This window comes from Halomonas sp. XH26, assembly GCF_024138895.1.
Classification (GTDB): domain Bacteria; phylum Pseudomonadota; class Gammaproteobacteria; order Pseudomonadales; family Halomonadaceae; genus Vreelandella; species Vreelandella alkaliphila.
The window spans coordinates 3,078,999-3,103,065 of the sequence record NZ_CP071889.1; the positions used below are offsets into that span (position 1 = coordinate 3,078,999).

Consider the following 24,067-nt stretch of genomic DNA (forward strand, 5'->3'; position numbering starts at 1 on the left):
GCCACCAGAAACGATGACAATTGCCAACGTTTTATGTTGAAGCGGCACACATAGTCACGTGCCGAATATGCCCGCCAAAGAGGAGAAATAGATGATGAGTCAGTCAATTGCGGTGATTAAAGGCGACGGTATCGGCCCAGAAATTATGGATGCAACCCTGCGCGTGCTTGATGCGCTGGAGTGCGGTCTGAATTATGAGTTTATCGATGCTGGCCTGGCGGCGCTTGAAAAACACGGTACGCTGATTCCTCAAGAGTCGCTTGATGCCATCGAGAAGTACGGTATTGCCCTGAAAGGCCCGCTGACCACCCCTATTGGCAAAGGTTTCTCCTCCATCAATGTGCAACTGCGTCGTCATTTTGACTTGTACGCTAACGTGCGCCCTGCGATTAGCTTCCCCGGTACGCGTTCGCGTTACAGCGATATCGATATGATTACCGTGCGGGAAAACACCGAAGGCGCCTACCTCTCTGATGGCCAAGAGATGATTGACGATGGCAATACGGGCATTTCAGTCATCAAGGTAACCCGCCAGGGTTCCGAACGCATTGTGCGCTATGCGTTTGAGCTAGCCAAAAATAACGGCCGTAAGAAAGTCACCGCTGTACATAAAGCTAACATCATTAAAACCAGCTCTGGCCTGTTTTTGGATGTCGCTCGGGAAGTCGCCAAAGAGTATCCCGAGATCGAATTCCAGGAAATGATTGTAGATAACGCCTGCATGCAGCTAGTGATGAATCCGCACCAGTTCGATGTCGTTGTCACCACCAACCTGTTTGGCGATATTCTTTCTGACCTATGTGCAGGGCTAGTTGGCGGATTAGGTCTAGCGCCCGGTGCTAACATCGGCGAAAAGGCTGCTATTTTTGAAGCAGTTCACGGTTCAGCACCGGATATTGCCGGACAAAAAATCGCCAACCCTTGCGCCCTGCTACTAGCAGCCGCCCAAATGCTTGACCATTTAGGCATGAACGAAAAAGGCGACGCGATTCGTCACGGAATTCGCGCGGTGTTGGAGACACGCCGCGATATGGTGACACCCGACATGGGCGGCACCGGAACAACCGATACATTTGCCCAAGCGCTCGTAGAGCACTTAACCGCTTAACTGTTTAGGTGCTTCTCCCGTCACCGCAACGCATCTTACGCGGTGATGGGATCCTTGAGCTTTAAGCCTGACCTTTCTTAGCTTAGGGACGCTCATATTGCCTATCTCCTCACAACAAGCTGCCGAACACTTCAGACATATCCGCCCCCGCCTGCTTGCATTTGCACGCTTGCAGCTTAGGGAGAGTGCTGCCGCTGAAGATGCCGTTCAGGAAACCTTGCTCACCGCGTTTGAAAAAACCAGTTCATTTGAAGGGCGCTCAGAATTTGAAACCTGGGTATTTGGCATCTTGAAATTTAAGATACTTGACCATCTGCGCCAGCAGAAAAAACAGGGGCGCTGGCAGCCGCTAAATGACTCAATCGACGAGGACACGTTAGACCGACTATTCAAATCAAATGGGCATTGGCAGCCCAGCGCCCGCCCGCACGACTGGGGAGAACCTGAGCATATTTTAGAGAATCAACGCTTCTGGCAAGTGTTCGATGCTTGTTTAATAGCGCTACCTGACAGTATCGCACGCGTATTTACCTTACGAGAGCTGATGGGATTATCGACACAGGATATTTGTAAGGAACTCGACATAACAGAAACTAACTGTTGGGTTATCTTACACCGAGCACGGCTAAGGTTAAGAGCCTGTTTGGATAACGGCTGGATTCAGTAGGAGCCAATAAAGATGCTAATGTGCCGTGAAGCAACGCGTTTGATGTCACTTAAACAAGATAGAGCACTCACCTTTCGCGAACGTACTGCACTACGCATACATCTCTCTATGTGCAGCGCCTGCCGCGCCTGTGGCCGCCAATTTGACCTGCTTCACAAAATTGGTGAGCACCACCCTGCTGTACCAAAAAACTCAACAGACAGCGGTAGTCATTATGAGCCTCGCTAGCGCTTTCCCCATCAAAGCAACAGTACTAGCGAGCCTGTTTTTTAGCCCGTTATTGCTCACAACCGCTAGCGGGCAAGAGATACGCTTTACACCTAACCAAATCATGACCTGGCCTACCCGAAGCTTCGAAGGCGAAACACGCTATTCCATTGTTGAGAAATCAGGCCAACGAGTGCTTGAAGCCAATGCTCAGGGCCAGGCCTCTGCACGCTACCTGGAACGCGATATTGACTTAAATGAAACGCCCTACCTTCACTGGTGCTGGCAAGTAGACTCAATCTATCCGGGCGTTGATGAAACTACGAAAGCGGGCGATGACTATCCAGCACGGGTTTATGTGGCGCGTAAGACGGGGATTCTTCCCTGGCAGGTCGAATCGGTTAACTATGTCTGGTCCTCTACCCAACCTCAGGGTGCATCGTGGCCAAATGCCTTTACTGACCGAGCACAACTGATGGCGCTGCAAAGTGGCAATAGCGCGGTTGGGGAGTGGGTGGCAGAAGTACGCGATGTCCGTGCTGACTACCAAGCTCTTTTTGGCAACGCTCCTAGCCAAGTCAACGGTATCGCCTTAATGAGTGATGGTGATAATACAGGCGGCAACGCCACTGCGTGGTTTACCCAACTAGGCTTTTCTAGCCTTAGCACTCCCCCTACATGTCCCCAATAGTCAAATAAGGCTAGCATACTACTTATTTGTACAAAACCATTACAAACAGAGTGCCTTTTATCAAGATCTGATCTACTATCACCCTATTCTCGGTGACAACAGACTAGATTTAAGGGACTACCAATGCTCGCATATTTCGCTTCTGACGCCTTACGTAGCGCCCTAACCCAACATACTGCGTGTATCTATTTTTCATCGGAAGGCATTATCCAAGAGGCTAGTGAGCCGTTTTTAGCCTCTATGGGGTACTTATTAGCTGATATTAAGGGGCAGCATCACCGTATTTTTTGTTTTCCTGAAGAAACGTCTAACCGTCAATATGATGATTTTTGGAAATCACTTGCAGCAGGTGTAAGCCAGCAGGGGCGTTTTCGGCGCATGAACGCACTTGGCGAAGAGGTATGGCTTGAGGCCACCTATTTACCGATCAAGAACCGTCGTGGCAACGTTGTACAAATTTTAAAAGTAGCCACTGACGTGACCAAAGAGCACCAAAACGCCGCTAGCGAACGTTTCATTCTTCAAGCCCTAAATAGCTCAATGGCAGTCATTGAATTCACAACTGACGGTTTTATTCTGGATGCCAATACTAATTTTGAACAAGTAATGGGGTATCCTCTGCACAAACTTCGTGGCGAACATCATCGACTGTTCTGCGATAATGATTTTTACCGAGAACACTCAGATTTCTGGCAACGCTTAAGCCAAGGGGAGTATAAGCAGGGTAAGTTCTTACGCCTAAATGCCAAAGGAGGCGCCGTTTGGCTGGAAGCTACTTATAACCCTATCTTTGATGACGAGGGTAAGGTGGTAAAGGTCGTTAAGTTTGCTACCGATATCACTCAAGCAATGCTGGCAACTGAAGCGGCTAAAGCCACCGTAAGCAGCGCTCAAGCATCGTCTAGCCAAACCGAGCGAATTGCTCAAAATGGGTTAACCCACTTGCAAACGGTGCTTTCCGACTCACAACATGCCGCCCATACGCTCAACGAAGCACAGCAACTAATCACTGCACTAAACCAACAAGCGGAACAGATTAACAAAATTACTGCATCAATCGCGCAAATTGCCAGCCAAACAAACTTGCTTTCATTAAATGCCGCGGTGGAAGCCGCAAGAGCAGGTGAACAGGGCCGTGGATTTGCTGTAGTAGCAAATGAAGTACGCCAATTAGCCAAAGGATCAAGTGAAGCGGTGAGCGAAATCACTCGAGTTCTAAAAGAAAATAATGCACTTGTCGCCCGCACCACTCAGGCAATGCAGCAAGTGGTCAAGCAAGGTGAAAGCAGTCAAACGAGTGTTAAAGAAATAGAGTCAATTGTGAGCGAAATTTTGCAAGGCGCGCAGAATGTTTCTCACTCTATCGAACGACTCTCTTTAGCACCTTCATAAGAAGAAAACTCGCCATGTTCATGGCGAGTTTTTTTAGTCTTAAAACAAGGTAGCGTTAACTTATTAGCGCAATTTCGTTTTACGCAGGTACGGCAGAACAGCGTCAAATTCACCGAACTTCTGCTTGGCATCTTCATTAGACACGCTCGGCGGAATAATAACGTCCTGACCAACTGTCCAGTCAGCAGGCGTTGCAACGCCATGTTTTGCCGTGGCTTGCAGTGCATCCAGCGCACGCAGAATTTCTGCGAAATTACGGCCTACCGTCATCGGGTAGGTCATCGATAGTTTCAACTGCTTATCCGGCCCGATAATGAACACCGAGCGTACCGTTGCGCTATCGGCAGGGGTGCGGCCATCTGGCAGATAAGCATCTTCTGGCAGCATATCGAACAGCTTGGAAACCTTTAGGCCTTCATCAGCAATAATGGGGAAGCCAACCGTATTGCCGCAAACTTTCTCGATATCGCTTGCCCAGCGTTTGTGGTCTTCAACGCCATCCACAGAGACGCCAATGACTTTGGTGCCGCGCTTTTCCCATTCGGGGCTCAGCGTTGCCACTGCGCCGAATTCTGTGGTGCAGACCGGGGTGAAATCTTTAGGATGAGAAAAGAGGATCGCCCAGCTATCGCCGATCCAGTCGTGAAAATGAATCGGGCCTTGGCTAGTTTCTGCTTCGAAATCAGGCACTACCGCATTGATACGTAATGACATCGTTCCTCCTCATTAGGGTCAAGTGACCTTAATACCTTATATGACTTTCAACACCTTCACTATAGAACGTTTAGCGCTATAGCAGTGAAACATTTACTATGCTCAATCCAGCGATTTGACGTCTTTCTCTTCCCGCTTGATGCGCTTTACCCAGCGCTGTTTTGCATAGTGGCGCAAGTTCGCCACACTGTCGGTTTCATCGACAATATCTTGACCTAATATCGTCTCAATGATGTCTTCTAGGGTGATAAGGCCCACAAAGGTGCCGTGTTCATCATAAACCACCCGCATGTGCAGGTGATCCTTTAACATTGATGTAAACACCTGCTCGACATTGTTCGATACGTCGACACTGCCAATCGGATGCATCAGCTCACGCATGGTTTTGGCATCATCGGCGTGATACATATCGGCCTTGTGCACATAACCAAATGCCTGCTCGCCGTTATCCATCACAGGGAAACGAGTGAATGGCATTTTGCCATACAGCTCGTCAAACTCCTTAACCGTCATGTTAGGCAATACCGTTTCACACACAGTACGGGGCGTCATCGCTTTATTAACCGCAATTTCATGCAAATTCAACATGTTAATAATGGTGCGTGACTCATCCGCATCCAACACTTTCTCTTCTAAACCTACCCGCGCCAACACTTTAATTTCATCGCGCAGGTCAACATCATGCTCTGACTTCCCTAAACGGCGCGTAATCTGTTCGGACATCCAGATAAACGGCAGCAACCCAATAATCATTGGGTTCAGTAACCGTGGCAACACCGGTGATAGACCTCGCCAATAGGTAGCACCAATCGTTTTGGGAATGATTTCAGAAAGAATTAAAATCAGCATGGTCATGACGGCCGACACAATGGCAATAGAGGCTTCGCCAAACACGACCGCGGCCTGCGCCCCCACTGCCGTTGCACCGACAGTATGCGCAATGGTGTTAAGCGTTAAGATCGCGGCCAACGGCCGATCAATATTGGTTTTTAGCTTCGTCAGCGCCGCATGAAGCTTGGGATTATCTTCTTTTTGCTTGGCGATATAGCTTGGCGTAATAGACAGCAACGCTGCTTCAAGGATAGAGCACAGAAAAGAGAACGCGATTGAAAGGGTAGCAATCGTGATAAGAAGGAACATGGGAGCTCATAGTGATGGATGATGCATCGTATATAAGGTCACGACTGCTTGGTGTCAATGCGTAAACACATCTTTATTTTCTTACAGCCAGCTAACATCATTTCTCATGAACATTTCTCATGAACATTTCTCACCACTGCCATTCGCATCTCGCTACCGCATCGTGGGCGTGCAAACTTTCAGCATGAACCACCTTCAGCTGGAAGCCTGAAATATCAGCCATCCTTCTAAGCGCTCGATCTAGACGTTTGGCTGCATCTTCGCAGAACATCAGATTCTGACCATTGGCGAGCGCAAATGCCTGCTCATCAATACGTTTAACAGCTGTCTGTAACGCTGTCCCCAGGGCGTTCTCAATACGCTCAATAAGCTCAGCAAGCGGAATAACATCGTTTCCTGCCAGCCGTATGGAACAGTGGGCAACACTGCGCTGACTATGTGGAGTGGCGAGTACCCCTTCCTCGCTGCCTAGCCACGCAAGTACAGCCTGCTTGGTTAAGGGGATCTCTTCAAAATCTTCCACAAACGCTTGCTGGATTAGCTGTCTTGCTAATGCCGCTGAGCAAGGGCAAGTTGAGGAGTAACCAACGGATACGTCTAGCTCTACCTTAAAACCTGACGGTGTGAGCTGGCTGTGCAGTGTAAACGGATAGCCTTTCCAACCTGACAAAGGGCTGATCAGCGCGTCACGTTTAAGTAATACCTCCCCACTGAACGTTAGGTAAGCATTTTCTGATAATGCTTGGTGACTCTCTAAAAAAGCCGCAAGAACACGATGAATTAATGTGGGCGTTAGCGGCTGGTGCTCTAATGCATCCAATGCGGTATACAGCCGTGACATGTGGATACCACGAGCACCAGCCTCCTCAAGGCTAACACCAGCTGACACATTGGCATTCACTTGGTACCCCGCCAGCTGTACCGGCAACGCGATGCCTTCCATCCCAACCCAGGAAAGCGTGCCCGGTAAACGGGCAGGTTGTTGGGCAATATCAGGTAAAGTAAAAGCCGTCATTAAATTGCCTCGTTCGTTGATGAGTTAGCTGATGAGTCAGCTGATGAGTTAAAGGGTGTGAAATAACGATAAAGCTGCGCCACAGTAGCAGGCGCGACATTTTGAGTAATGAAGACAAACCGAGAAATGCGGTCATTAACACACTGCATCGGCAGAGGCGTCGGCGGGTGGAAAATGTGCTGGACGCCGTGCAGTGCGAGCGGTTCATCGCGATCGGTAAGGTGCACAATCGCTTTAATGCGTAGCATTTTCTCGCCCATCAACGACATCAATAGATCCAGCCAGTTTTCCAAAGCCTCTGGAGTAATTAATCCCTCAACGCAAAAACAAAACGCATTGATATTCTCCCCATGACGAGTCAACGTTGGCTGGCTAGTGGGCTGCACAAAAGCAGCGTTACTGTCGCCCTGCTGCTCCCCCTCGTGCTTAACATCTTCAGCGTGGATAACGCTGTAACGTGCTGACTTCAGCCATTGCTCTACCTGGTATCGTTGAGAATCCTGACGAAAAAGCCCTGCACCTACCAACAACTCAGGCGAAAGGTTACCGTTCACTACCTGCCACTGCTCTGCTGCCGGATTGATGGACGCCAGTTGGTTAGCCAGTGGTGTTAGGCGGACTTCGTCGACCAGGTCAGTTTTGGTGATGAGTAATCGGTCTGCTATCGCTATCTGGCGCTGTGACTCACGATGCGCCTGCAACGTTGCCTCACCGTTCGCGGCATCAACACAGCACACCACGCTATCCAACTGGAAACGGTGGGCAAGCCAATGATCGGTCATTAACAGCTGTAAAATAGGGGCGGGATCGGCCAGTCCTGTGGTTTCAATCACAACACGGGAAGGTGCTGGTTTTCCCTCTGCCAACAGCGAATCAATAGCCTGCTTTAGCGTACGGCTTAAGTCCCCCCTCAATGTGCAGCACAAACAGCCGCTGCTCATCTCCACCACCGCTTGCTCATCACTCTGGGTAATCAACTGATGATCTAGCCCAATATCACCAAACTCATTAATTACGATCAGCGTGTTTTGCATTGACGCTTGGCGTACCCAACGATTGAGTAACGTTGTCTTACCGCTCCCTAAAAAACCGGTCAGTACGTTAACCGGTGTCAGCGTGGAGAACTGCATCACTCCCCCCGTGCCTTGCGGAAATGGTGCTCTTTACGCTCCTGGCGCTCCTTTGCCTCAATGCAAAGCTTTGCCGTGGGACGAAAAAGTAGTCGTGGGAGACCAATGGGCTCACCAGTTTCTTCACAGAAGCCGTATTCACCATTTTCGATACGCTGTAAGGCTGCATCAATATTATTGATCAACCGACTTTCACGATCTGCTTGGCGAAGTGACAACCGCAGCTCCTCCTCAAACGAGGCCTGATCAGCCTCGTCGCTATCTCTCTCATGGGAGGCGATAGCCGTTTTCACCTCGTTTAAATGCGCCTCAAGCTCCGCACGTTCGTTCAAAAGCCGCTGACGGAAAAACGCAAGCTGTACGGCATTCATGTACTCGTCTGCTGATGAGGCCAACAGCAAAGCCTCCTCAGCTTTTTTTGCATCTAGGAATTCAGCGCCACTGTCTGCTCTGGCAGTTACTGACTGAGTGATATCGGGTTGCAATGTATAGCCTCCTATTGATAAAAACGTTATAACATAACAAATAGAGCTCTGCGACCTAACCTTTCTCAATGCTAATGCACTGCTAAACGTAACAGGAGACCTACATGCCCACCCCACACTCTCATCAAGCAGCATCCTGGCCGCTACCACAACACGCCGCACGGGATACCGACATCAGCGTGCTTCCGCGTATATTTGAAGAGCAGATTAACATCGCTATTCTGCAACGCGCTCTGCCCGCCGATGTGGCGCTTAGCGCAAACGCACAGAGCCAAACATCGCGAGACTGGAAGTATGCATGGCTTGGCAGTCCTACAGATGACTTTAAAAATGACTTGCGTCGAAAGCTCCCAGAGCCCTCAGCAGGAGATGCGTTGATTGACGATATCGCAACCATTGCTGAAGCCATTGCATTCCTGTTTGATACCGACACTGTTGGCATTCGTCTACGCTTATTAACAGCGGCGATGTGCCCACGTTTTCACTGCGACAACTTGCCGGTACGTTTAGTGACCACCTATGTCGGCCCAGGCAGCGAGTGGTTGCCTGAAAATGCGATTAACCGCGCAGGGCTAGGTGCGCCAACGCCTGATCGCCCCGAGATTATCAACAACCCAAATGCCATTCAGCGTTTGCAGGCTGGTGACATCGCGTTGCTAAAAGGCAGCGGTTGGGTGGGCTGTGAAGAACATGGCTTAGTGCACCGCAGCCCCTCTTTGGAGGCAGGTCAAAAGCGGCTATTGCTAACGATAGACCCCGCTTGACCGACTTACCCCTGTCACTAATTCGTCACTCCCACCTGATAGGGTTTACCGAATTAAATCGCTTACGGGAATGGTCATGCATAACAAACTACTGCTTGCAGGTGTCATAAGCATCTCGATGTTAACCTCTACGGCGCATGCTGAGTCATTAGGCAATCTAGCCTTTTCTGAAACAACGCCCTATACCTCAGACATGACCCTAAAAGATGATTTCACCATTGCCGGTGATGTCGATTTAATGGCGATGGATGCCATTAATAGCAATGGTTATGCCAACGCCATTATCGAAATACCCACAGGCACATCTGCCAAATGGGAAGTGAGCAAAGAAGACCCGAACGCGGTTTATTGGGAATACAAAGACGGCGAGCCGCGCGTTGTAAATTACCTGGGTTATCCCGGCAATTATGGCGCCATCCCGGGTACCGCCTTGCCCAAAGAACTAGGCGGTGACGGTGACCCACTAGATGTCATCGTATTAGGCCAAGCACTACCGCGCGGTGAAGTCGTTGATGTACGTGTTATTGGCGTTTTAAAAATGTTAGACGACGGTGAGCAAGACGACAAACTGGTGGCGGTGCTTACCCAGGATTCACCATTTGCCCATATTGAAAGCATGCAGCAACTCGATAGTGAGTTCCCTGGTGTTAGCCAGATTGTTGATATCTGGTTCGCGAATTACAAAGGCCCTGACGGTGGTATGGAAGGTCTAGGGTTTGAAGACGCCGAGTCTGCATTAGCCGTACTAGAAGCAGCTGCCGAGAATTTTCAAGCCACGCAATAACCTGATCAAATAATACCGTCGTGGTTTAAATCGCTTAAACATCACTGCTCGATTGATAGAGCAGTGATGTTCTATTCTTACCTTCTATGCCTTTCCCCATGTTTAACCATTAGCGCTCGCGGCACTTTTACACTTCACGCTCTTAACGGAAGCGCCGCACCAATGGCTACGAAAATCCCTCCGCAAGTGCGATTAAAGCCGCGGCCTACGCGCTTCAACCAGTGGCGAATTCGGTTAGCCATATTGGCAAGCAGGCCTTCAACCATGCATTCAATAGCCACAAAGGTGCCTGCCAGCACAAAAAACTGCAGGATTAAACTACGTTGTGGGTCGATAAACTGGGGCAGAAACGCACTGAAAAACAGTAGTACTTTAGGGTTGGTAATCGAGGATAACGTACCTTGGCGATACAGATGCCACCCGCTTGCGCGACTAGCCGTTACATCAACGTCCCCATTAATAGGCGGTGAGCGCCACAGCTGAATACCCAACCAAACAAGGTAGGCCCCGCCGACCCATTTCAATACGGTTAGCCAAATCACCGATGACTTGAGCAGTGCACCAATGCCAAATAGGCACAAGGCAATAATCAGGATGAACCCAGTAGCACCACCGGCGATGGTAAAGAGCGTTTTACGGCTGCCATGCAACGCACCATGAGTAAGCGCAAGCAGACCGTTCGGCCCTGGCGAAAGCGATAAGCCTATGCAGGCGACTAGGTATAACAGCCACGTATCCAATAGCATTTTAATGCCCCGCCAGCCAGTGAGTGTGCTTGTGGTGCCAGCATGTCACCGTTATTCGGCGTTTTCCATTGGTTAATGGACTAACACTAAAACGCCCCCAATAAGGAGGCGTATTACCGATATTACGTGCTTACCGTTTAAGCAAATACTTCGGTCCACTCACTGCGCTTAGCCAGCAAGCCTTTGGCTAGCTTTTGGGCACCTTCCAGGCTGTGGCTAGCGGCCCAGCCGCACTGCATCTCATTACAGGCAGGTACTTCCGTGGCAGTCAGCACATCGTTGAGCGTTTGCTCGATAATGCTTAGCACGCCGTCATAATCGTCGTGGTTAATCATCGCGATGTAAAAACCGGTTTGGCAACCCATCGGACTAATATCAACCACTTTATCGGTGTGATTACGCGACATTTCAGCCATCAAGTGCTCCAGGGAGTGCAGCGCGGGCATCTCCATGTGCTCTTTGTTGGGCTGGCAAATACGCAAATCATATTTGTGGATACGGTCGCCATTTTGGCCTTCTTTAATATCGGCCAAACGCACGTAAGGTGCTTTTACCTTGGTATGGTCCAAGTTAAAGCTTTCAACGTTCATTTTCTTTTCAGTCATGTTGGCTCCGTCATCTTGGTACAACACTTACTTATCCTACACCGTTACCGCTTTTTACACCTTGGGAGCGTCGAAATTCCACGGCTCGTCGGTATAAACACACACGTTGGCATCTTCAATATCGCCGTCGGGTGATTCGACGTGCTTAGCGAAAAAATCTTGTATCTCTTTGCGCTGACAGTGGGCTTCAAACTCTTCTCGGCTGGCCCAAATTTCATGAAACACGATCGGGTAGCTGGTGCCCTGGGCAAAAGGATTGTCGATTTGCCGAGTCACAGTGTAGTGAATACAAGCATCTTCGCGATGGGTGTTTGGTTCTAATGATTGCAGCGCTTTAAATACCGCTTCTTCTTTTCCAGCTTTGGGCTTAAAGCTGGCGATACAATAAATTTTTTCCGACATGGTCATATCCTAAGCGGTTAAGTTGGCACCATTATGCGGCTTGTCGGTGTGGGTTAACAACCTAACGGCTCATTCGTTCGGCCAGCATTTCCAAATCTGGCACTGTCATATCCGGCTCTCCACCCCAAGGGTCGAACGGCGCATCAGGGTGGCGGCGCACCCAGGCGCTATGTAAACCTGCATGCGTTGCTCCAATCACATCAAAAGGATTGCTGGAAATCAGCCAGGTATGTTCTGGGCGTGCTTCTAAACGTTCGCGTAAGTAGGCGTATACTGCAGGATCAGGCTTGAAGCGCTTAACGTCATCAACACTTACCACCGCATCCATGTGGTTTTCCACGCCTGCGCGGGCCAGTAGCTTAATTACAGCTTCTTGAGTGCCGTTAGAAAATGCCACACAGCGAATTCCAGCATCACGTAGTTGGTCTAGGGCAGGCACCACATCTGGGAATGCAGGTAACTCCGCATAAACCGCCATTAAGTGGTCATGATCGTTATCAGAAAGACCGGTTTGCATCGCACGATCAGTGAACACTAATGCCTCCCGGATGCACTCCGAAAACGGCACATAAGCCCCCATCAAACCATGGCGAAAGCTGTATTCCAGCTGTTTTTCCCGCCAGCGCTTAGCAAAATCCCCAGCTTTGGCTGCGTCACTTAGGCGGCGCTCCAGCTCAACCGTTACCCCTTGGGTATCAATGAGCGTGCCGTATACATCAAAAGCAAGTACCGGTTGCATGATAACTCCTAGCCTGATGGATCGGATAATGGTGGGAGATAGATGATCTCATGCATTTAGCATAGCTGCCCTCTTCAAAAACAAAAACGCCGCTGCGATAGGCAGCGGCGTTTGGGGAGCGTTAAGCGCTATTAAATCGTAAAGGCGGCTTCTTGCTCACCGGTTTTAAGATCACCGGAACGCACCAGTTCATCAGTCACGCGATCAATGGCGCGTTTGGCGCGACCAATCATTTCGTCAACTTCATCACGGTTAATAGTCAGTGGCGGTGCAAAGCCCAGAATATCGCCTTGTGGCATTGCACGGGCGATCAGGTTTTCTTCCATTGCCGCTGCTGCAACACGCGGGCCAACTTTCAACGCCGGGTCGAAATGCAAGCGCTGTTTGGCGTCTGGCGAGAACTCTAGAGCGGCCATTAGGCCAACGCCGCGCACGTCGCCAAGCAACGGGTGACCTTCAAAGGTAGCCTTGAGCTGCTGCTGGAAGTAGCCGCCAGTTTCAGCAGAGTTACCCACTAGGTTTTCGCGTTCGATAATATCCAAATTGGCAAGGCCAGCGGCACAGCCTAGTGCGTGACCTGAATAGGTCCAGCCATGGCCGATGGGACCAAACTCACCAGTACCCTGCTCAAGCACTTTCCATACTTTGTCGCCAACAATCACGCCAGAAAGCGGCTGGTACGCGCTGGTTAGCCCCTTAGCAATGGTGACCAAATCAGGCTTCATGTTGTAGTGGTGGCTACCGAAGTCCGAACCGGTACGGCCAAAGCCACACACGACCTCGTCGGCTATCAATAGCACGTCATACTTGTTCAGCACTGCTTGAATCGCATCCCAATAGCCTTCTGGCGGCGGTACGATACCACCGGTACCCAGCACCGGCTCACCGATAAATGCTGCGACGGTGTCGGGGCCTTCTTCCAGAATCATTGCCTCTAATTTCTCGGCACAGTAGGCAGAAAACTCAAGTTCTGTCATACCGTGCTGTTCTGCCGCGCGCAGATAGTAGTGCGGCGCTTCAGTGTGGCGAATGGTGTCAATTGGCAGGTCAAAATGGTCGTGGAATGCTTTAAGACCAGTTAGCGAACCAGATGCGATGCCGGAACCGTGGTAACCACGCATACGCGAGATCACTTTTTTCTTCTGCGGACGCCCCAACACGTTGTTGTAGTAACGTACTATTTTGAGCTGTGTTTCATTCGCATCAGAGCCTGACATGCCGTAATACACCTTGGACATGTTCATGCCAGCGATTTTCAGAATACGCTCAGAAAGTTCGATCTGCGGCTCGTTCGAGTGGCCTACATAGGTGTGGTAATAAGAAAGCTCTAGCGCTTGCTTATAGATCGCTTCAGCAACTTCAGTGCGGCCATAGCCAATATTGACGCAGTAAAGGCCCGCAAAGCCGTCGATAAACTCACGGCCATCTTTATCTACGATATTAATACCTTTACCGCCAGTGATAACACGACCTGGCAAATCTCCGTGGGCGAAGTCGCGCAGGTGCGTAGAGGCGTGAAAAGTGACTTTACGGTCGCGTTCGATCAGATCCTGATGCAAGCTCATAACGTTCTCTCTATACAGTCCCTCCCCACCGTGTGGGGAGGATGCTTAAATTAATAAAACCGATTAAATATCAACTTCCCGATACTGAACCTAATGCCCCAAGGCAGTAGTACTTCGTTTCTAAATACTCATCGATACCGGTAGCGCCGCCTTCACGACCAAGGCCGGACTGTTTCACGCCACCAAAAGGTACCGGTGGGCCTGTCATTTTCACGGAGTTGACGCTAACCATGCCATACTCCAACGCCCGCATTAGCTTCCAGATACGACGAATATCATGGGTGTAGATATAGGCCGCTAAGCCGTATTCGGTGTCATTGGCCATTTCAATAACTTCGTCATCGGTACTATAAGCGGTAATACCGGCCACCGGGGCAAAGTTCTCTTCACGCCAGACTTTCATTTGCGGTGTTACATTGGTCAACAGCACTGGCATAAAGAAGTTATCGCCCGGTGCTTGGCTCTGGTCACCAGCAATCATAGTGGCACCTTTGGAAATCGCATCATCAACAATCGATGCTGCTTTTTCGACTGCCTGGCGATGAATCAGCGGGCCAAGGTCAACTTCACCGTGCAATCCGTTACCCACGGTAAGTGCCGCCATACGCTCGGTAAATTGCTCAACGAACTCATCATGGATAGATTCGTGAACCAAAATGCGGTTAGCGGCTAGGCAATCTTGCCCAGCCGTTTGAAACTTGGCCGAGACTGCAGCATAGGCTGCCTCTTTGGGATCCATATCCGGACCAACGATAAACGGCGCATTGCCACCTAATTCCAGCGATAGCCGTTTGACCGTATTTGCGCTCTGCTCAATCAGCAAGCGGCCAACACGGGTGGAGCCAGTGAAAGAGAGCGCTCGGATACGCGGCTCGCTGCACAAAATTTTAGAGACTTCTGCAGGATCACCCAGTACGACGTTAAAAATACCTTCCGGAATCCCTGCTCGCTCGGCAAGCTCCGCCAGCGCCAGCGCAGAGAACGGCGTTTCATTGGCAGGCTTGATGATCACCGGACATCCAGCGGCCAACGCCGCTGCGGCCTTGCGGGTAATCATTGCCAGCGGGAAGTTCCACGGCGTAATCATCGCCGCAATGCCTACCGGCTCTTTAATGGTGCCCAGTGATGCATTAGGAATATGGCTTGGAATGGTTTCACCGTAGGTGCGTTTACCCTCTTCAGCGAACCAACGTACAAAACTGGCACCGTACTCTACTTCGCCACGGGCATCCGGCAGCGGCTTGCCCTGCTCCAACGTCATGATGGTGGCTAGGTCTTCACGATTGGCTTGAATCAAATCGTACCAAGCCAGCAAGCGCTCGCAGCGCTCGTCAGCGCGTAGGGCACGCCACTGTACAAAGGCAGTTTCAGCAGCATCCACGGCAGCGGTAATTTGTTCCGCTTCCAGCAAGGGAATGTGGCCAATGGCTTCATTGGTCGCCGGGTCATACACCGCTTCTTCGCGGCCGCCGTCACCGTGGGTCCATTTACCGTCTACGTAGGCGTACTGCCGGAACAGACGCGGATCTTCCAAGCGCTTAGTGAGCGTGGTCGATAGTGTGGTCATGGGCACCTCCCCAGGTTGCAGCCAGTTACGGTGAAGCCAATCGCTGGCGACAAACCGTTGCACAGAAAAATGTTGCTAAAAAATCGCTATACAGCCCAACGTCTCGATGGGCTGTTTCAGTGTGTCTAGCGTAAGGGAGATACCGCACGAAGTGTTTTTGAAAGCGCCGGATAATTCCGGCGCTTTTTTTGTGAAAGCTACCTTTAAAGTGCTTTTTTTTGGCAGCGCCTCTATTTAATCTGCTGCATTTAACCTGCTGCGGGGTTAATCAAGGCTTCCTCGGTAAACACCACTAGCCCTAACTCCGGCCGATAGCCGTGGATCTCAGTGACATCCAGCGCCTGAAGAAACGCTAAAATTTCTTCGCTGATGACCTGCCCTGGTACTAACACCGGAAATCCTGGCGGATAAGGGATGACAAAACTTGCCGATACAACATCGCGACCGGCACGCATCTGCGCCTGCAACTTGCCATTATCGAAGCGTAAGTACTCAGTATTCTCTTCGTCGTAACTTAGAAAGTAAGCGCAACGAATATCGCCCTGGGGCGTATCGGGATTCGGCCGGAAGGCATCGTGGAAACGACTGAAGTCAGGTAGTGGCGGCAAATCATGATTCAGCGAATGCACCTGATTTTCGATGATTTTGCGCTCAGGACGACTACTGTCTTCCAAGCGATATTCGAACTCTTTCGCCAACTTGATCAGCACATCCAGCAGGTAGGCAATAGAGCCCCGTGTCGTGCCGATATTGGTCATAAACAGTACGGTGTTGCGGGAAGTTTTGTTAATTTGAATACCGTACTTATTCATCAGGTATTCATTTTTGAATGTATCGCCATCAACCCCAGTATTGCCGATGGCAATCGTGACACGGGAAGGGTCAACAACAAACTCGTCTCGCGCCCAGGCTTCCTCCATCTTATTCCAACCCGTCACCGGGTCGTAATAGGACTCTACACCCGACTCGCGATAGGCTTCAGGCACCATGTCGCTATTCTTCAATACGCGGAAATATTTCTGCAGTAATGGGTGGGTGTAGAGCTGTTCGCGGAGCGAAAGCGCCGTCTCTACCTGGGCATGTACCAGTTCGAAACCTTCCATTTCCGCCTGCATTCTTCCCACATCCAGCGATGCCACAATCTGATAGTTGGGCGAAGTAGAAGTGTGAGTCATGTAGGCTTCATGGAAAGAAGCCTCCACTTTCTGACGAAAATCTTGATCCCACACGTGAATCATTGAGCCTTGGCGTAATGAAGTCAGCGTTTTGTGGGTTGAGTGAGTAGCATAGGTGCGAATACGTACTTCATCTGGGTCGGGCATCAGTCGCTGGTCAAGCCATGTAGCGTCATCTTCTGGGTCGAGCTTATCGAACTCGGCTTTCCAAGCCGCATACTCTTCCCGATAACTCTCGCTTCGGTAACGATCGCGCAACGTACGTGCCGCATTCATAGCCGTACGTGGCCGATACGTCGGGTTAAAACCAGCGAAAGCAAACCATGCTTCATCCCAAAGAAAAACCAGATCTGGTTTAATCGCCAAACACTCTTCCATCACTCGGCGCACGTTATAGACGATGCCATCGAAGGTGCAGTTGGTCAGCAACAACATCTTAACTTTGTGCAATTGTCCGGAACGCTTGTAGGACAGCAGCGTTTTCTTGATTTCATGCAGCGGCACCGCACCGTACATGGAATAATCATCAAGCGGATAGGAGTCTAAATAACTGACATGTGCACCGGCTAAAACCATGCCGTAATGATGCGACTTGTGGCAGTCACGATCGATCAACACGATGTCTCGCGGCTTAATTAGCGCCTGCACCACAATCTTATTGGCAGTGGACGTACCATTAGTCACAAAGAAGCTACGACGAGCTCCAAAGGCGCGGGCAGCATACTCTTGTGCCTTTTTGATTGGCCCAAACGGTTGCAACAGAGAGTCTAGTCCCCCGGATGTTGCTGATGTTTCTGCCAGAAAAATATTAATGCCGTAGAAGTCGATCATGTGCCCTGCCCAGTGGGACCGAGTCACCGACTTGCCCCTGGAAATGGGCATGGCATGAAATACCCCTGTGGGCTTTCTACTGTATTCACGCAGAGCATCAAAAAACGGTGTGCGATAGCGATTATCAATGGCGCGTAGAATCGTATGATGCTGCTCGATGTAATCCGTTTCGCGGTAGAAGATACGGTTGAAGTGCTTAATATCTCGGCTTGCCGTGGCTTCAACATCACCGCTCGTCACCAGAAATTGATCAATTTCTGGGCGCAACTCATGAATCATCGAACTCAGCAGGATACTGCGATCAGCTTCGCTATGGTGCTCCAGCTCATTTTCTGAGAGACCTTCCAGATAATTACGCAAAGCACTGAGGTTATACTTGGACTTATACGGAAACTCGTAGCGAATCAGACATGCTTGTATATTAGGATTCACCAATATGGCAATCAACGCATCTTCAAAGCTTTTTACCGTTACAACATCGTAAACAAAGCGATCTTCAGATCGGCGCATGTTATGAAATGCTTCACGCACCACATCTTCTTCCTGGTTAGAAAGATTATCTACGATCAGCAGTTCAAAGTAAGGTTGCGCCGAACTATTGGAAGCCGGGTGCCCGCGGCGAAGTTGATTAAGGGCGTCCAGTGCTTCCATGTCTTCAGCACCCGCATCCGTCTCAGAAAGATCTACATGCCGTCGACGATAGGACTCACTGATCAACGCCCTTACCAAACGCTTAACGACTTTATCCAACAGCGCATATTCACCGCGATTAAATAGCGTCCAAAGGTGGCGAAAATCCTCTTTGGATGGAAATGCGTGGTAGTCCTCAATAATCTCTAAGCGTGTCAACTTGATGTCGATAGCTTTAATCAAGTTTTTGGCGCGATCCTCTTCTTTAAGGCGCGTCAAAATACCCAAATCACGTTTAAGCTCATTCCAGGTATCAGCACGAAGTTGGGAAATTTTGTGATAAAAACCCAGGGCGGTGTAGGAAGTTTCGGTTGAATTGTTCTCTTGCATGACGACACCCATCCTTTTTAGGTATTTATCTGGAAAAGACACTTGCCTCAGCAATAGTGCTAATCAGCCATACAGTCCGCGGGAGCCATAACGCACGGTAATCTGCTCCTCTGGAAACTCGTCGAAGTTCAAGTCTAATACTCTGCCGGGCCAACGGAACTGGGTAAGCCTTTCCTTGGTGCGATATACCGCGGTATACACTGTGCCCAGGCCACGCCGATAGTCATGGCGAAACAAAGGAGGAGCGGAAAAAGCCGAAATTAGTCGCTCTTCAGTGGTGGCGTCATCGTCCACCAGAATCGAGAGCTGGCGCTCGCGAATTAGGGTTTCAGAAGCCAGCGCATGGGCATACCATTCGATTTTCTTTTGATGATTAGTAGCCACCGCCACCCGCCGAATGCTGGCGCGGCGATCTGGTGCAATCATCGCCGTGACATAACGTCCCGAAGCATCTGCCACGGTAATGTTGTAGGCCATATGGGTAGGCACTCTCGCAAGTACCGCAGCAGCTTCGGGCACGGTATCGCAGAATTCGAGAATGTAGCGAAGAATAATCGGAGCACCGAAGCCATCCCCCACCACCTTGCGCCCACCAAAGGCCAGAGAAACAGCAAGCCCTGAATCGTTCATCCCGTCTAGCACGCCCCACAGGCAATCAGACATAGCGATAACACGGCGCTGATTCCAGCGGGTGTAAAGAATGGAGCCCTCGCATAGCTCCGGCGGGTAATCATAGTTGCGTGCCAGCACAGTTGATGTCGGCCTTGCTAGTACCGCCTGTGAGCAGCCGGTAATATACGGCGGCGGACGATACAAACTCAGTAGCCGTGACGAAAGATCTCCTCCACCGGCTACTTCGCACAACGTACGGTAAGTAGCCAGCAATTCGGGCATGTGCTTGCGTAAGGCGTTATGACACTCAAGATAAGAGGGACGCTCACGCTCGCCTTCGGCCAGATACCAGGGTTCATAGGCAGGCCAGTGGTAATGGAACAACGACTGCCATTTTGGCCCCGCCACCTCTTCATGCACGGTGCGAAACGTCAAGGCTTTGTCCAGCTCCACACCAGGTGCTCGGCCTGCAGCAAAGTTGCTGTCCATGATTAAAGAATTTTGAAGTTGCCACCGCCGATAGCATGGCTGACGGCAACTTCCTCCACCACTGGATCTTGCAACGCCTGTCCGGTGTACTGACCACGAATGCCGTCTATCCAAGCCTTGGCACGCTCATTCAGCTGGAAGTCATCATCCATTAACCGCCCCCGGGTGATCAAAATACCCAGGTCGGCCCCCTCATACCGGAAGTCTCCTGCGCCACTAATGCGCAGAAAAAAGGCTTCATGCTCGTTCTCTGCCGCGTGGGGGTGATAGCTATAATGATCATAAGCAATTTCGCCCTGAGCATTCATGCGCCATACGCCGGTAGTAGGCGCCTGCGTTAACAGGTCAACGCTTTCATCAGTATGCTTGATAACCAGCTGGCTCCAGCTGTCGACACTTTCAGGATGCGCCCAACGCTCGTTGATATCATTGATGTCCAGGTCAAAATCGACATCCGAAAATTCAAGCAGGTGAAACAGGAACAGTGGAATATCAGAATGAGCAAAAGCCGCCACATTCGTCAGAGAGCTTGCTCCGGTCACACGGGGGTTAAGTTCACCCAGATACACTTCATTGGTATCCATATCAATCAGGAAATCGAGTTCAAAATATCCTCGATAGCCCTCTTCGCGTAGTGCCTCACCAAACTTAAAGGTGTACTCGCGCGCTAAATCACGCACTTCCTGACTAAAGGCGCCGGCAAACATTTCGTTGCCACACCAACCGCCCTTATAAGGAGTCAAGGATTTGAAGCCTACAAGCTCTGTCATCAGCGGGCCTACGACCGTACCGCAACGCGTGGCACAAGCTTCTATCGCCGAGCCGCGACAGTTGATGCGCTTCATGATCTTGACCTCGGGTTCGGCTTCGATCTCTTCAGCATGCTTATAATAGTCTTCTTCACTGGCAATAAAGAAGGTGGTATGACCAGAATCGCCAAACGCGGTCTGTACCACTAAATCGTTACCGAGCGACTCGCTGACCTCTAGAAGCTCCTGATAACTGCCTACCCTGGCCAACACGTTGGGCACGCTGGGCACACCCGCTTTATTGCCAATACGCACCGTCTCAATTTTATTATCCATCCGCTTGCGCAGTTCGGCGGGAGGGAAGGCAACCCGCAGGCCCAACTGCTCACAAATTTCTTCGGTGTGCTCATCAAACATTAAAAACGATGCCACCCCTGCGCTTTCGCCATTGGCTCGTGATTGAATGAAATCAATGACTTCTTTGTGCTCAAGCAGATAGTTATTAATGTCTTCAATGCTCTCGAAGTCGCGGGGAAACTTCTGTTTAGGCACGAAGACATTACGCTGCTTGCCTTCAAAGCAGTCAATATAGTTAATATGACGGAAGCTCCCTACCCAATCACCGATACCCAGAAGATTGAAGTTCGTCGCAGAAATAAAGTAAACCGGCTCTTTATTGTTTAAAAAATATCTACGAACATCTGCAATGGACGTTATTTTATTCATTGTTTTCGCTCCTTGTATGACACGTACTGAAGGCCGTGTTGAACTAGTGCTGCCTAGGAGTTTCGCTAAATATCGCGATATTCGCCTAAATTGATCATCCAGCTTGGCGCGAAATCCGTTCTTCTCGTGATGATGGGTCAAGCCAAATAGGCTCCTAAAAAATGTCTTGGTCGGTACGTACCGGTTTAGCAAGTGGTCCTAAGGTGTCAAGGAAAGGAGAAGATCCGTTTTCGCTACGGTATAGCGAAAAATCGACTTCACGATCACGGAAACTTTTCAGTGGCTGGCCCAAACCGCGTAACCCTGTTTCGCGCTCGCGGCGGACGCGGTTGAGGTCAATTTCGATAGGTATGACTTCTTCACCAATACCCGCTTGATGGATTACATCGCCAGAGGGACCAACGACGATAGAGCGGCCGTTCCCCAACGCGCCAGCGCCATTGATATCGAAGAAGTAACACTGGTTGATCGCCGCATTGGTGCGGGCAATTGACAGCTCAATATCTCGGTCAATGGTATCCGTCATAGTGGGGTGGAGAATGACTTCGGCCCCCATTGAAGCCAGAGTACGAGTCGTTTCGGGAAACCACATGTCATAACAGATAGAAACGCCAAAGCGGCCTATCGTTGGCACATCGAAGACCACAAATTCACTGCCGCCCTCGACGCCGGCTTCGTAAGGCCGGAACGGGAACATCTTGCGATAACGCGTTACAACTTGGCCCAGTGGGTTAATCACTACCAAGGTATTGTAGGTATGCTCGCCTACTTGCTCGAACATTGAGCCCGGAATTAACCAGATGCGATGTTGCGCAGCCAGTTGGCAAAAAAATGCTTCGGTATCGCTGGGCAACGTTTGAGCGTGGAGCGGTGAAGCTCCCATCGGCATTAATTCGCTGAACAGCACCATTTGAACCTGAGGAAAACGATTCATTAGCGCATCGATCCGATGGCGCATAGCCTCGGTATTGTCGCCATGGTGCAGGGCATGCATTTGAACACCGGCAATGGTGAAATATGACATTAGCTTCTCTCTGCGTCAGGCGGTCTGACTGTTTCCGCTTAGCAAATTAACTTCTATGGATGTCTTTCACTAAGCTAGTGGTGAGTGGCATTAACTTTCATGTTAAGCCAATGAAACGCTGAAATATCGTTGATCAAATACAAAGGGAATTTATTAAATCCAATTTGCACAGACCGACATTACAAAAAGTCGTTCGATCCAATACCTGGCTCAGTCCGTTTGACGGACTTGGTCACGATATAGGTGAAGTAACGCTCTATTCCCACGTCCGAGACCAACCAACTATCGATCAAACGTTGATAACTGTCGATGGAAAACACCTCAAACTTCACTAGATAGTCCACGCCACCGCCTACCGCCACACACTCTGTGACATCGGGCGTTTGCATGACTAATGCTTCAAAGCGGGTAAAGCTTTCAGCATTGTGCTGTTTAAGCTCGATCTGCACCCATACGGAGTTGCGCGGCACTAATACATCAGCATTAATGCGCGCGGTATATCCTTCGATAACGCCCGCCTTTTCCAGGCGTTTAACTCGCTCCCAGCAGGGACTCACCGAGAGGTTGATGGCTTCCGCCAGCTTCGACTTAGTGATTCGTCCATCCCGAGAGAGAATATCGAGAATTTTTAAATCATAACGGTCCAATTTCATCATGCTGGTTGTCACGCCTCCAGGCGTTCAACAACATCGGCAATCACCGCCAGGGTGTCCCCCATATTGATTAACGATGGCGCACGGCGAGCCATTAAGATGCCATCACGTTCCGCTTTGTAAGCCACAGGAGCGGTACCGCTGCGGGTCATATCATAAACATAAGCAATGGTTTGGCCTTTTTTCACGCTATCACCCAACGCCACCAACAGCTCTAACACCCCAGAGTGCTGGCTTTGCACGTAGCAGCTGGCATCTGGCATATCGAGGTACATTTGCCCGCCCTCAGGCATTTCCACTTTGCCTTGCACCAAACCGTAATGGATCAAAAAATTGCGCACACCGCGCTCAGCAATCGCAATGCTTTGCGGCGTGGACGTACCGCCGCCGCCAAGTTCAGTGGCCACAAATACTTTACCTTGGCGCTCACAGGCAGTATCGAACAGCTTTTCTGCATCTAGCTCAAACATCACCATCGCGTAGGGAGCGCCGAACGCTTTAGCGCCTTCCAACGCAGCCTGCTGTTGAGACTTATCGTCTAAAACGTGAGAAGCGCCGAACGGCAAAATATCCAGCGTGCGGCCACCAGAGTGCAAATCGAGTACTACATCGCTAATAGGAACCAATACACGGGTAAAATAATCAGCGATTTGCGACGTTACGGTGCCGTTCGGGTCCCCTGGAAAACTACGATTCAAGTTGCCTTTATCCATCGGCGACGTGCGTTTCCCGGCCATAACTGCTGGCGTGTTCATACACGGTACGATAATTACTCGCCCACTCACCTCTTCCGCTTTCAACGTGGAAGAAAGCTTCAACAACGACGTTATGCCTTCGTATTCATCGCCATGATTCCCGCCCGTTAATAACGCTGTGGGGCCTTCGCCATTTTTAACCACGGTAATAGGTATCATCACCGCGCCCCAGGCAGACTCATCGGTGGAAATCGGCAGTTTTAAAAAACCGTGCTGTACGCCATCGGCGTCGAAATCAACGGTGGCGGAAATAGGGCTAGGCCGCAGTTGGTTCGGTTGAAGCGTCATTGTATGTCCCTTGTATTGTATAGA

The 24,067-nt window shown here is 50.3% G+C and carries 24 protein-coding genes; 7 read left to right on the forward strand and 17 right to left on the reverse strand.

Features of this window, described 5'->3' with window-relative positions:
* Positions 1 to 94: 94 nt before the first annotated feature.
* The 5 genes from J4377_RS14145 to J4377_RS14165 all read left to right on the forward strand — a co-directional run bounded on the left by J4377_RS14145 (position 95) and on the right by J4377_RS14165 (position 4,065).
* A complete protein-coding gene (locus J4377_RS14145; protein WP_038486203.1) occupies positions 95 to 1,108 on the forward strand; it encodes an isocitrate dehydrogenase in 1,014 nt (337 codons plus the stop codon).
* Between the two features lie 97 nt (positions 1,109 to 1,205).
* On the forward strand, positions 1,206 to 1,775 hold the full coding sequence (locus J4377_RS14150; protein WP_038477716.1) for a sigma-70 family RNA polymerase sigma factor: 570 nt from the start codon (positions 1,206 to 1,208) through the stop codon (positions 1,773 to 1,775).
* Positions 1,776 to 1,793: 18 nt separating this feature from the next.
* Positions 1,794 to 2,003 (forward strand): zf-HC2 domain-containing protein, encoded by a 210-nt coding sequence (locus J4377_RS14155; RefSeq protein WP_301271699.1) that lies wholly within the window; start codon positions 1,794 to 1,796, stop codon positions 2,001 to 2,003.
* Positions 1,990 to 2,673 carry a DUF3047 domain-containing protein gene (locus tag J4377_RS14160; protein WP_038477722.1) on the forward strand — a complete coding sequence of 228 codons (684 nt, stop codon included), beginning with the start codon at positions 1,990 to 1,992 and terminating at the stop codon, positions 2,671 to 2,673. Before J4377_RS14155 ends, J4377_RS14160 begins: the two co-directional genes overlap by 14 nt.
* A gap of 123 nt (positions 2,674 to 2,796) precedes the next feature.
* Positions 2,797 to 4,065: a PAS domain-containing methyl-accepting chemotaxis protein gene (locus tag J4377_RS14165; protein WP_038477725.1), complete on the forward strand. Its 1,269-nt coding sequence runs from the start codon at positions 2,797 to 2,799 to the stop codon at positions 4,063 to 4,065.
* Between the two features lie 63 nt (positions 4,066 to 4,128).
* Here J4377_RS14165 and J4377_RS14170 read toward each other — a convergent pair whose 3' ends face one another.
* The 5 genes from J4377_RS14170 to dksA all read right to left on the reverse strand — a co-directional run bounded on the left by J4377_RS14170 (position 4,129) and on the right by dksA (position 8,549).
* On the reverse strand, positions 4,129 to 4,779 hold the full coding sequence (locus tag J4377_RS14170) for a peroxiredoxin (protein ID WP_198348938.1): 651 nt from the start codon (positions 4,777 to 4,779) through the stop codon (positions 4,129 to 4,131).
* Between the two features lie 102 nt (positions 4,780 to 4,881).
* The gene (locus tag J4377_RS14175) at positions 4,882 to 5,919 is read right to left on the reverse strand and encodes a CNNM domain-containing protein (RefSeq protein ID WP_253486009.1); all 1,038 of its coding nucleotides are present in this window, start codon (positions 5,917 to 5,919) and stop codon (positions 4,882 to 4,884) included.
* Positions 5,920 to 6,049: 130 nt separating this feature from the next.
* Positions 6,050 to 6,934, reverse strand: coding sequence for a GTP cyclohydrolase FolE2 (gene folE2, locus J4377_RS14180; protein ID WP_253486010.1), 885 nt, complete (start codon positions 6,932 to 6,934; stop codon positions 6,050 to 6,052).
* The gene (locus J4377_RS14185) at positions 6,934 to 8,064 is read right to left on the reverse strand and encodes a GTP-binding protein (RefSeq protein WP_095604017.1); all 1,131 of its coding nucleotides are present in this window, start codon (positions 8,062 to 8,064) and stop codon (positions 6,934 to 6,936) included. Before J4377_RS14185 ends, folE2 begins: the two co-directional genes overlap by 1 nt.
* Positions 8,064 to 8,549: an RNA polymerase-binding protein DksA gene (gene dksA / locus J4377_RS14190; protein ID WP_084183588.1), complete on the reverse strand. Its 486-nt coding sequence runs from the start codon at positions 8,547 to 8,549 to the stop codon at positions 8,064 to 8,066. Before dksA ends, J4377_RS14185 begins: the two co-directional genes overlap by 1 nt.
* 104 nt (positions 8,550 to 8,653) lie before the next feature.
* Between dksA and J4377_RS14195 the strand changes: the two genes are divergently transcribed.
* Positions 8,654 to 9,313 (forward strand): DUF1826 domain-containing protein, encoded by a 660-nt coding sequence (locus tag J4377_RS14195; RefSeq protein WP_253486011.1) that lies wholly within the window; start codon positions 8,654 to 8,656, stop codon positions 9,311 to 9,313.
* Between the two features lie 76 nt (positions 9,314 to 9,389).
* Positions 9,390 to 10,097, forward strand: a complete 708-nt coding sequence (locus J4377_RS14200; protein ID WP_253486012.1) for an inorganic diphosphatase — start codon at positions 9,390 to 9,392, stop codon at positions 10,095 to 10,097.
* A gap of 134 nt (positions 10,098 to 10,231) precedes the next feature.
* Here J4377_RS14200 and J4377_RS14205 read toward each other — a convergent pair whose 3' ends face one another.
* The 12 genes from J4377_RS14205 to doeB all read right to left on the reverse strand — a co-directional run bounded on the left by J4377_RS14205 (position 10,232) and on the right by doeB (position 24,043).
* Positions 10,232 to 10,843, reverse strand: a complete 612-nt coding sequence (locus J4377_RS14205; protein ID WP_095604019.1) for a LysE family translocator — start codon at positions 10,841 to 10,843, stop codon at positions 10,232 to 10,234.
* Between the two features lie 137 nt (positions 10,844 to 10,980).
* Positions 10,981 to 11,448, reverse strand: a complete 468-nt coding sequence (locus tag J4377_RS14210; protein WP_009721376.1) for an S-ribosylhomocysteine lyase — start codon at positions 11,446 to 11,448, stop codon at positions 10,981 to 10,983.
* Between the two features lie 54 nt (positions 11,449 to 11,502).
* Entirely contained in the window at positions 11,503 to 11,850 is a 348-nt protein-coding gene (locus J4377_RS14215; protein ID WP_009721375.1) for a putative quinol monooxygenase, read from the reverse strand.
* Between the two features lie 61 nt (positions 11,851 to 11,911).
* Positions 11,912 to 12,589: a haloacid dehalogenase type II gene (locus tag J4377_RS14220; RefSeq protein WP_038477749.1), complete on the reverse strand. Its 678-nt coding sequence runs from the start codon at positions 12,587 to 12,589 to the stop codon at positions 11,912 to 11,914.
* A gap of 131 nt (positions 12,590 to 12,720) precedes the next feature.
* Entirely contained in the window at positions 12,721 to 14,154 is a 1,434-nt protein-coding gene (locus J4377_RS14225; RefSeq protein WP_089039660.1) for an aspartate aminotransferase family protein, read from the reverse strand.
* Positions 14,155 to 14,224: 70 nt separating this feature from the next.
* A complete protein-coding gene (locus J4377_RS14230; RefSeq protein WP_038477754.1) occupies positions 14,225 to 15,721 on the reverse strand; it encodes an NAD-dependent succinate-semialdehyde dehydrogenase in 1,497 nt (498 codons plus the stop codon).
* A 248-nt stretch (positions 15,722 to 15,969) separates the two neighbouring features.
* The gene (locus J4377_RS14235) at positions 15,970 to 18,747 is read right to left on the reverse strand and encodes an aminotransferase class I/II-fold pyridoxal phosphate-dependent enzyme (RefSeq protein ID WP_198348934.1); all 2,778 of its coding nucleotides are present in this window, start codon (positions 18,745 to 18,747) and stop codon (positions 15,970 to 15,972) included.
* A gap of 63 nt (positions 18,748 to 18,810) precedes the next feature.
* Positions 18,811 to 19,794 (reverse strand): C45 family autoproteolytic acyltransferase/hydolase, encoded by a 984-nt coding sequence (locus J4377_RS14240; RefSeq protein ID WP_038486210.1) that lies wholly within the window; start codon positions 19,792 to 19,794, stop codon positions 18,811 to 18,813.
* A gap of 56 nt (positions 19,795 to 19,850) precedes the next feature.
* Positions 19,851 to 21,323 (reverse strand): biotin carboxylase, encoded by a 1,473-nt coding sequence (locus J4377_RS14245; RefSeq protein ID WP_038477759.1) that lies wholly within the window; start codon positions 21,321 to 21,323, stop codon positions 19,851 to 19,853.
* Between the two features lie 154 nt (positions 21,324 to 21,477).
* Positions 21,478 to 22,347, reverse strand: coding sequence for a carbon-nitrogen hydrolase family protein (locus J4377_RS14250; RefSeq protein ID WP_038477761.1), 870 nt, complete (start codon positions 22,345 to 22,347; stop codon positions 21,478 to 21,480).
* Between the two features lie 179 nt (positions 22,348 to 22,526).
* Positions 22,527 to 23,003: an Lrp/AsnC family transcriptional regulator gene (locus J4377_RS14255; RefSeq protein ID WP_038477764.1), complete on the reverse strand. Its 477-nt coding sequence runs from the start codon at positions 23,001 to 23,003 to the stop codon at positions 22,527 to 22,529.
* 8 nt (positions 23,004 to 23,011) lie between these two features.
* Complete coding sequence (doeB, locus tag J4377_RS14260; RefSeq protein ID WP_038477767.1) at positions 23,012 to 24,043, reverse strand: N(2)-acetyl-L-2,4-diaminobutanoate deacetylase DoeB; 1,032 nt, start codon at positions 24,041 to 24,043, stop codon at positions 23,012 to 23,014.
* Positions 24,044 to 24,067: the final 24 nt, after the last annotated feature.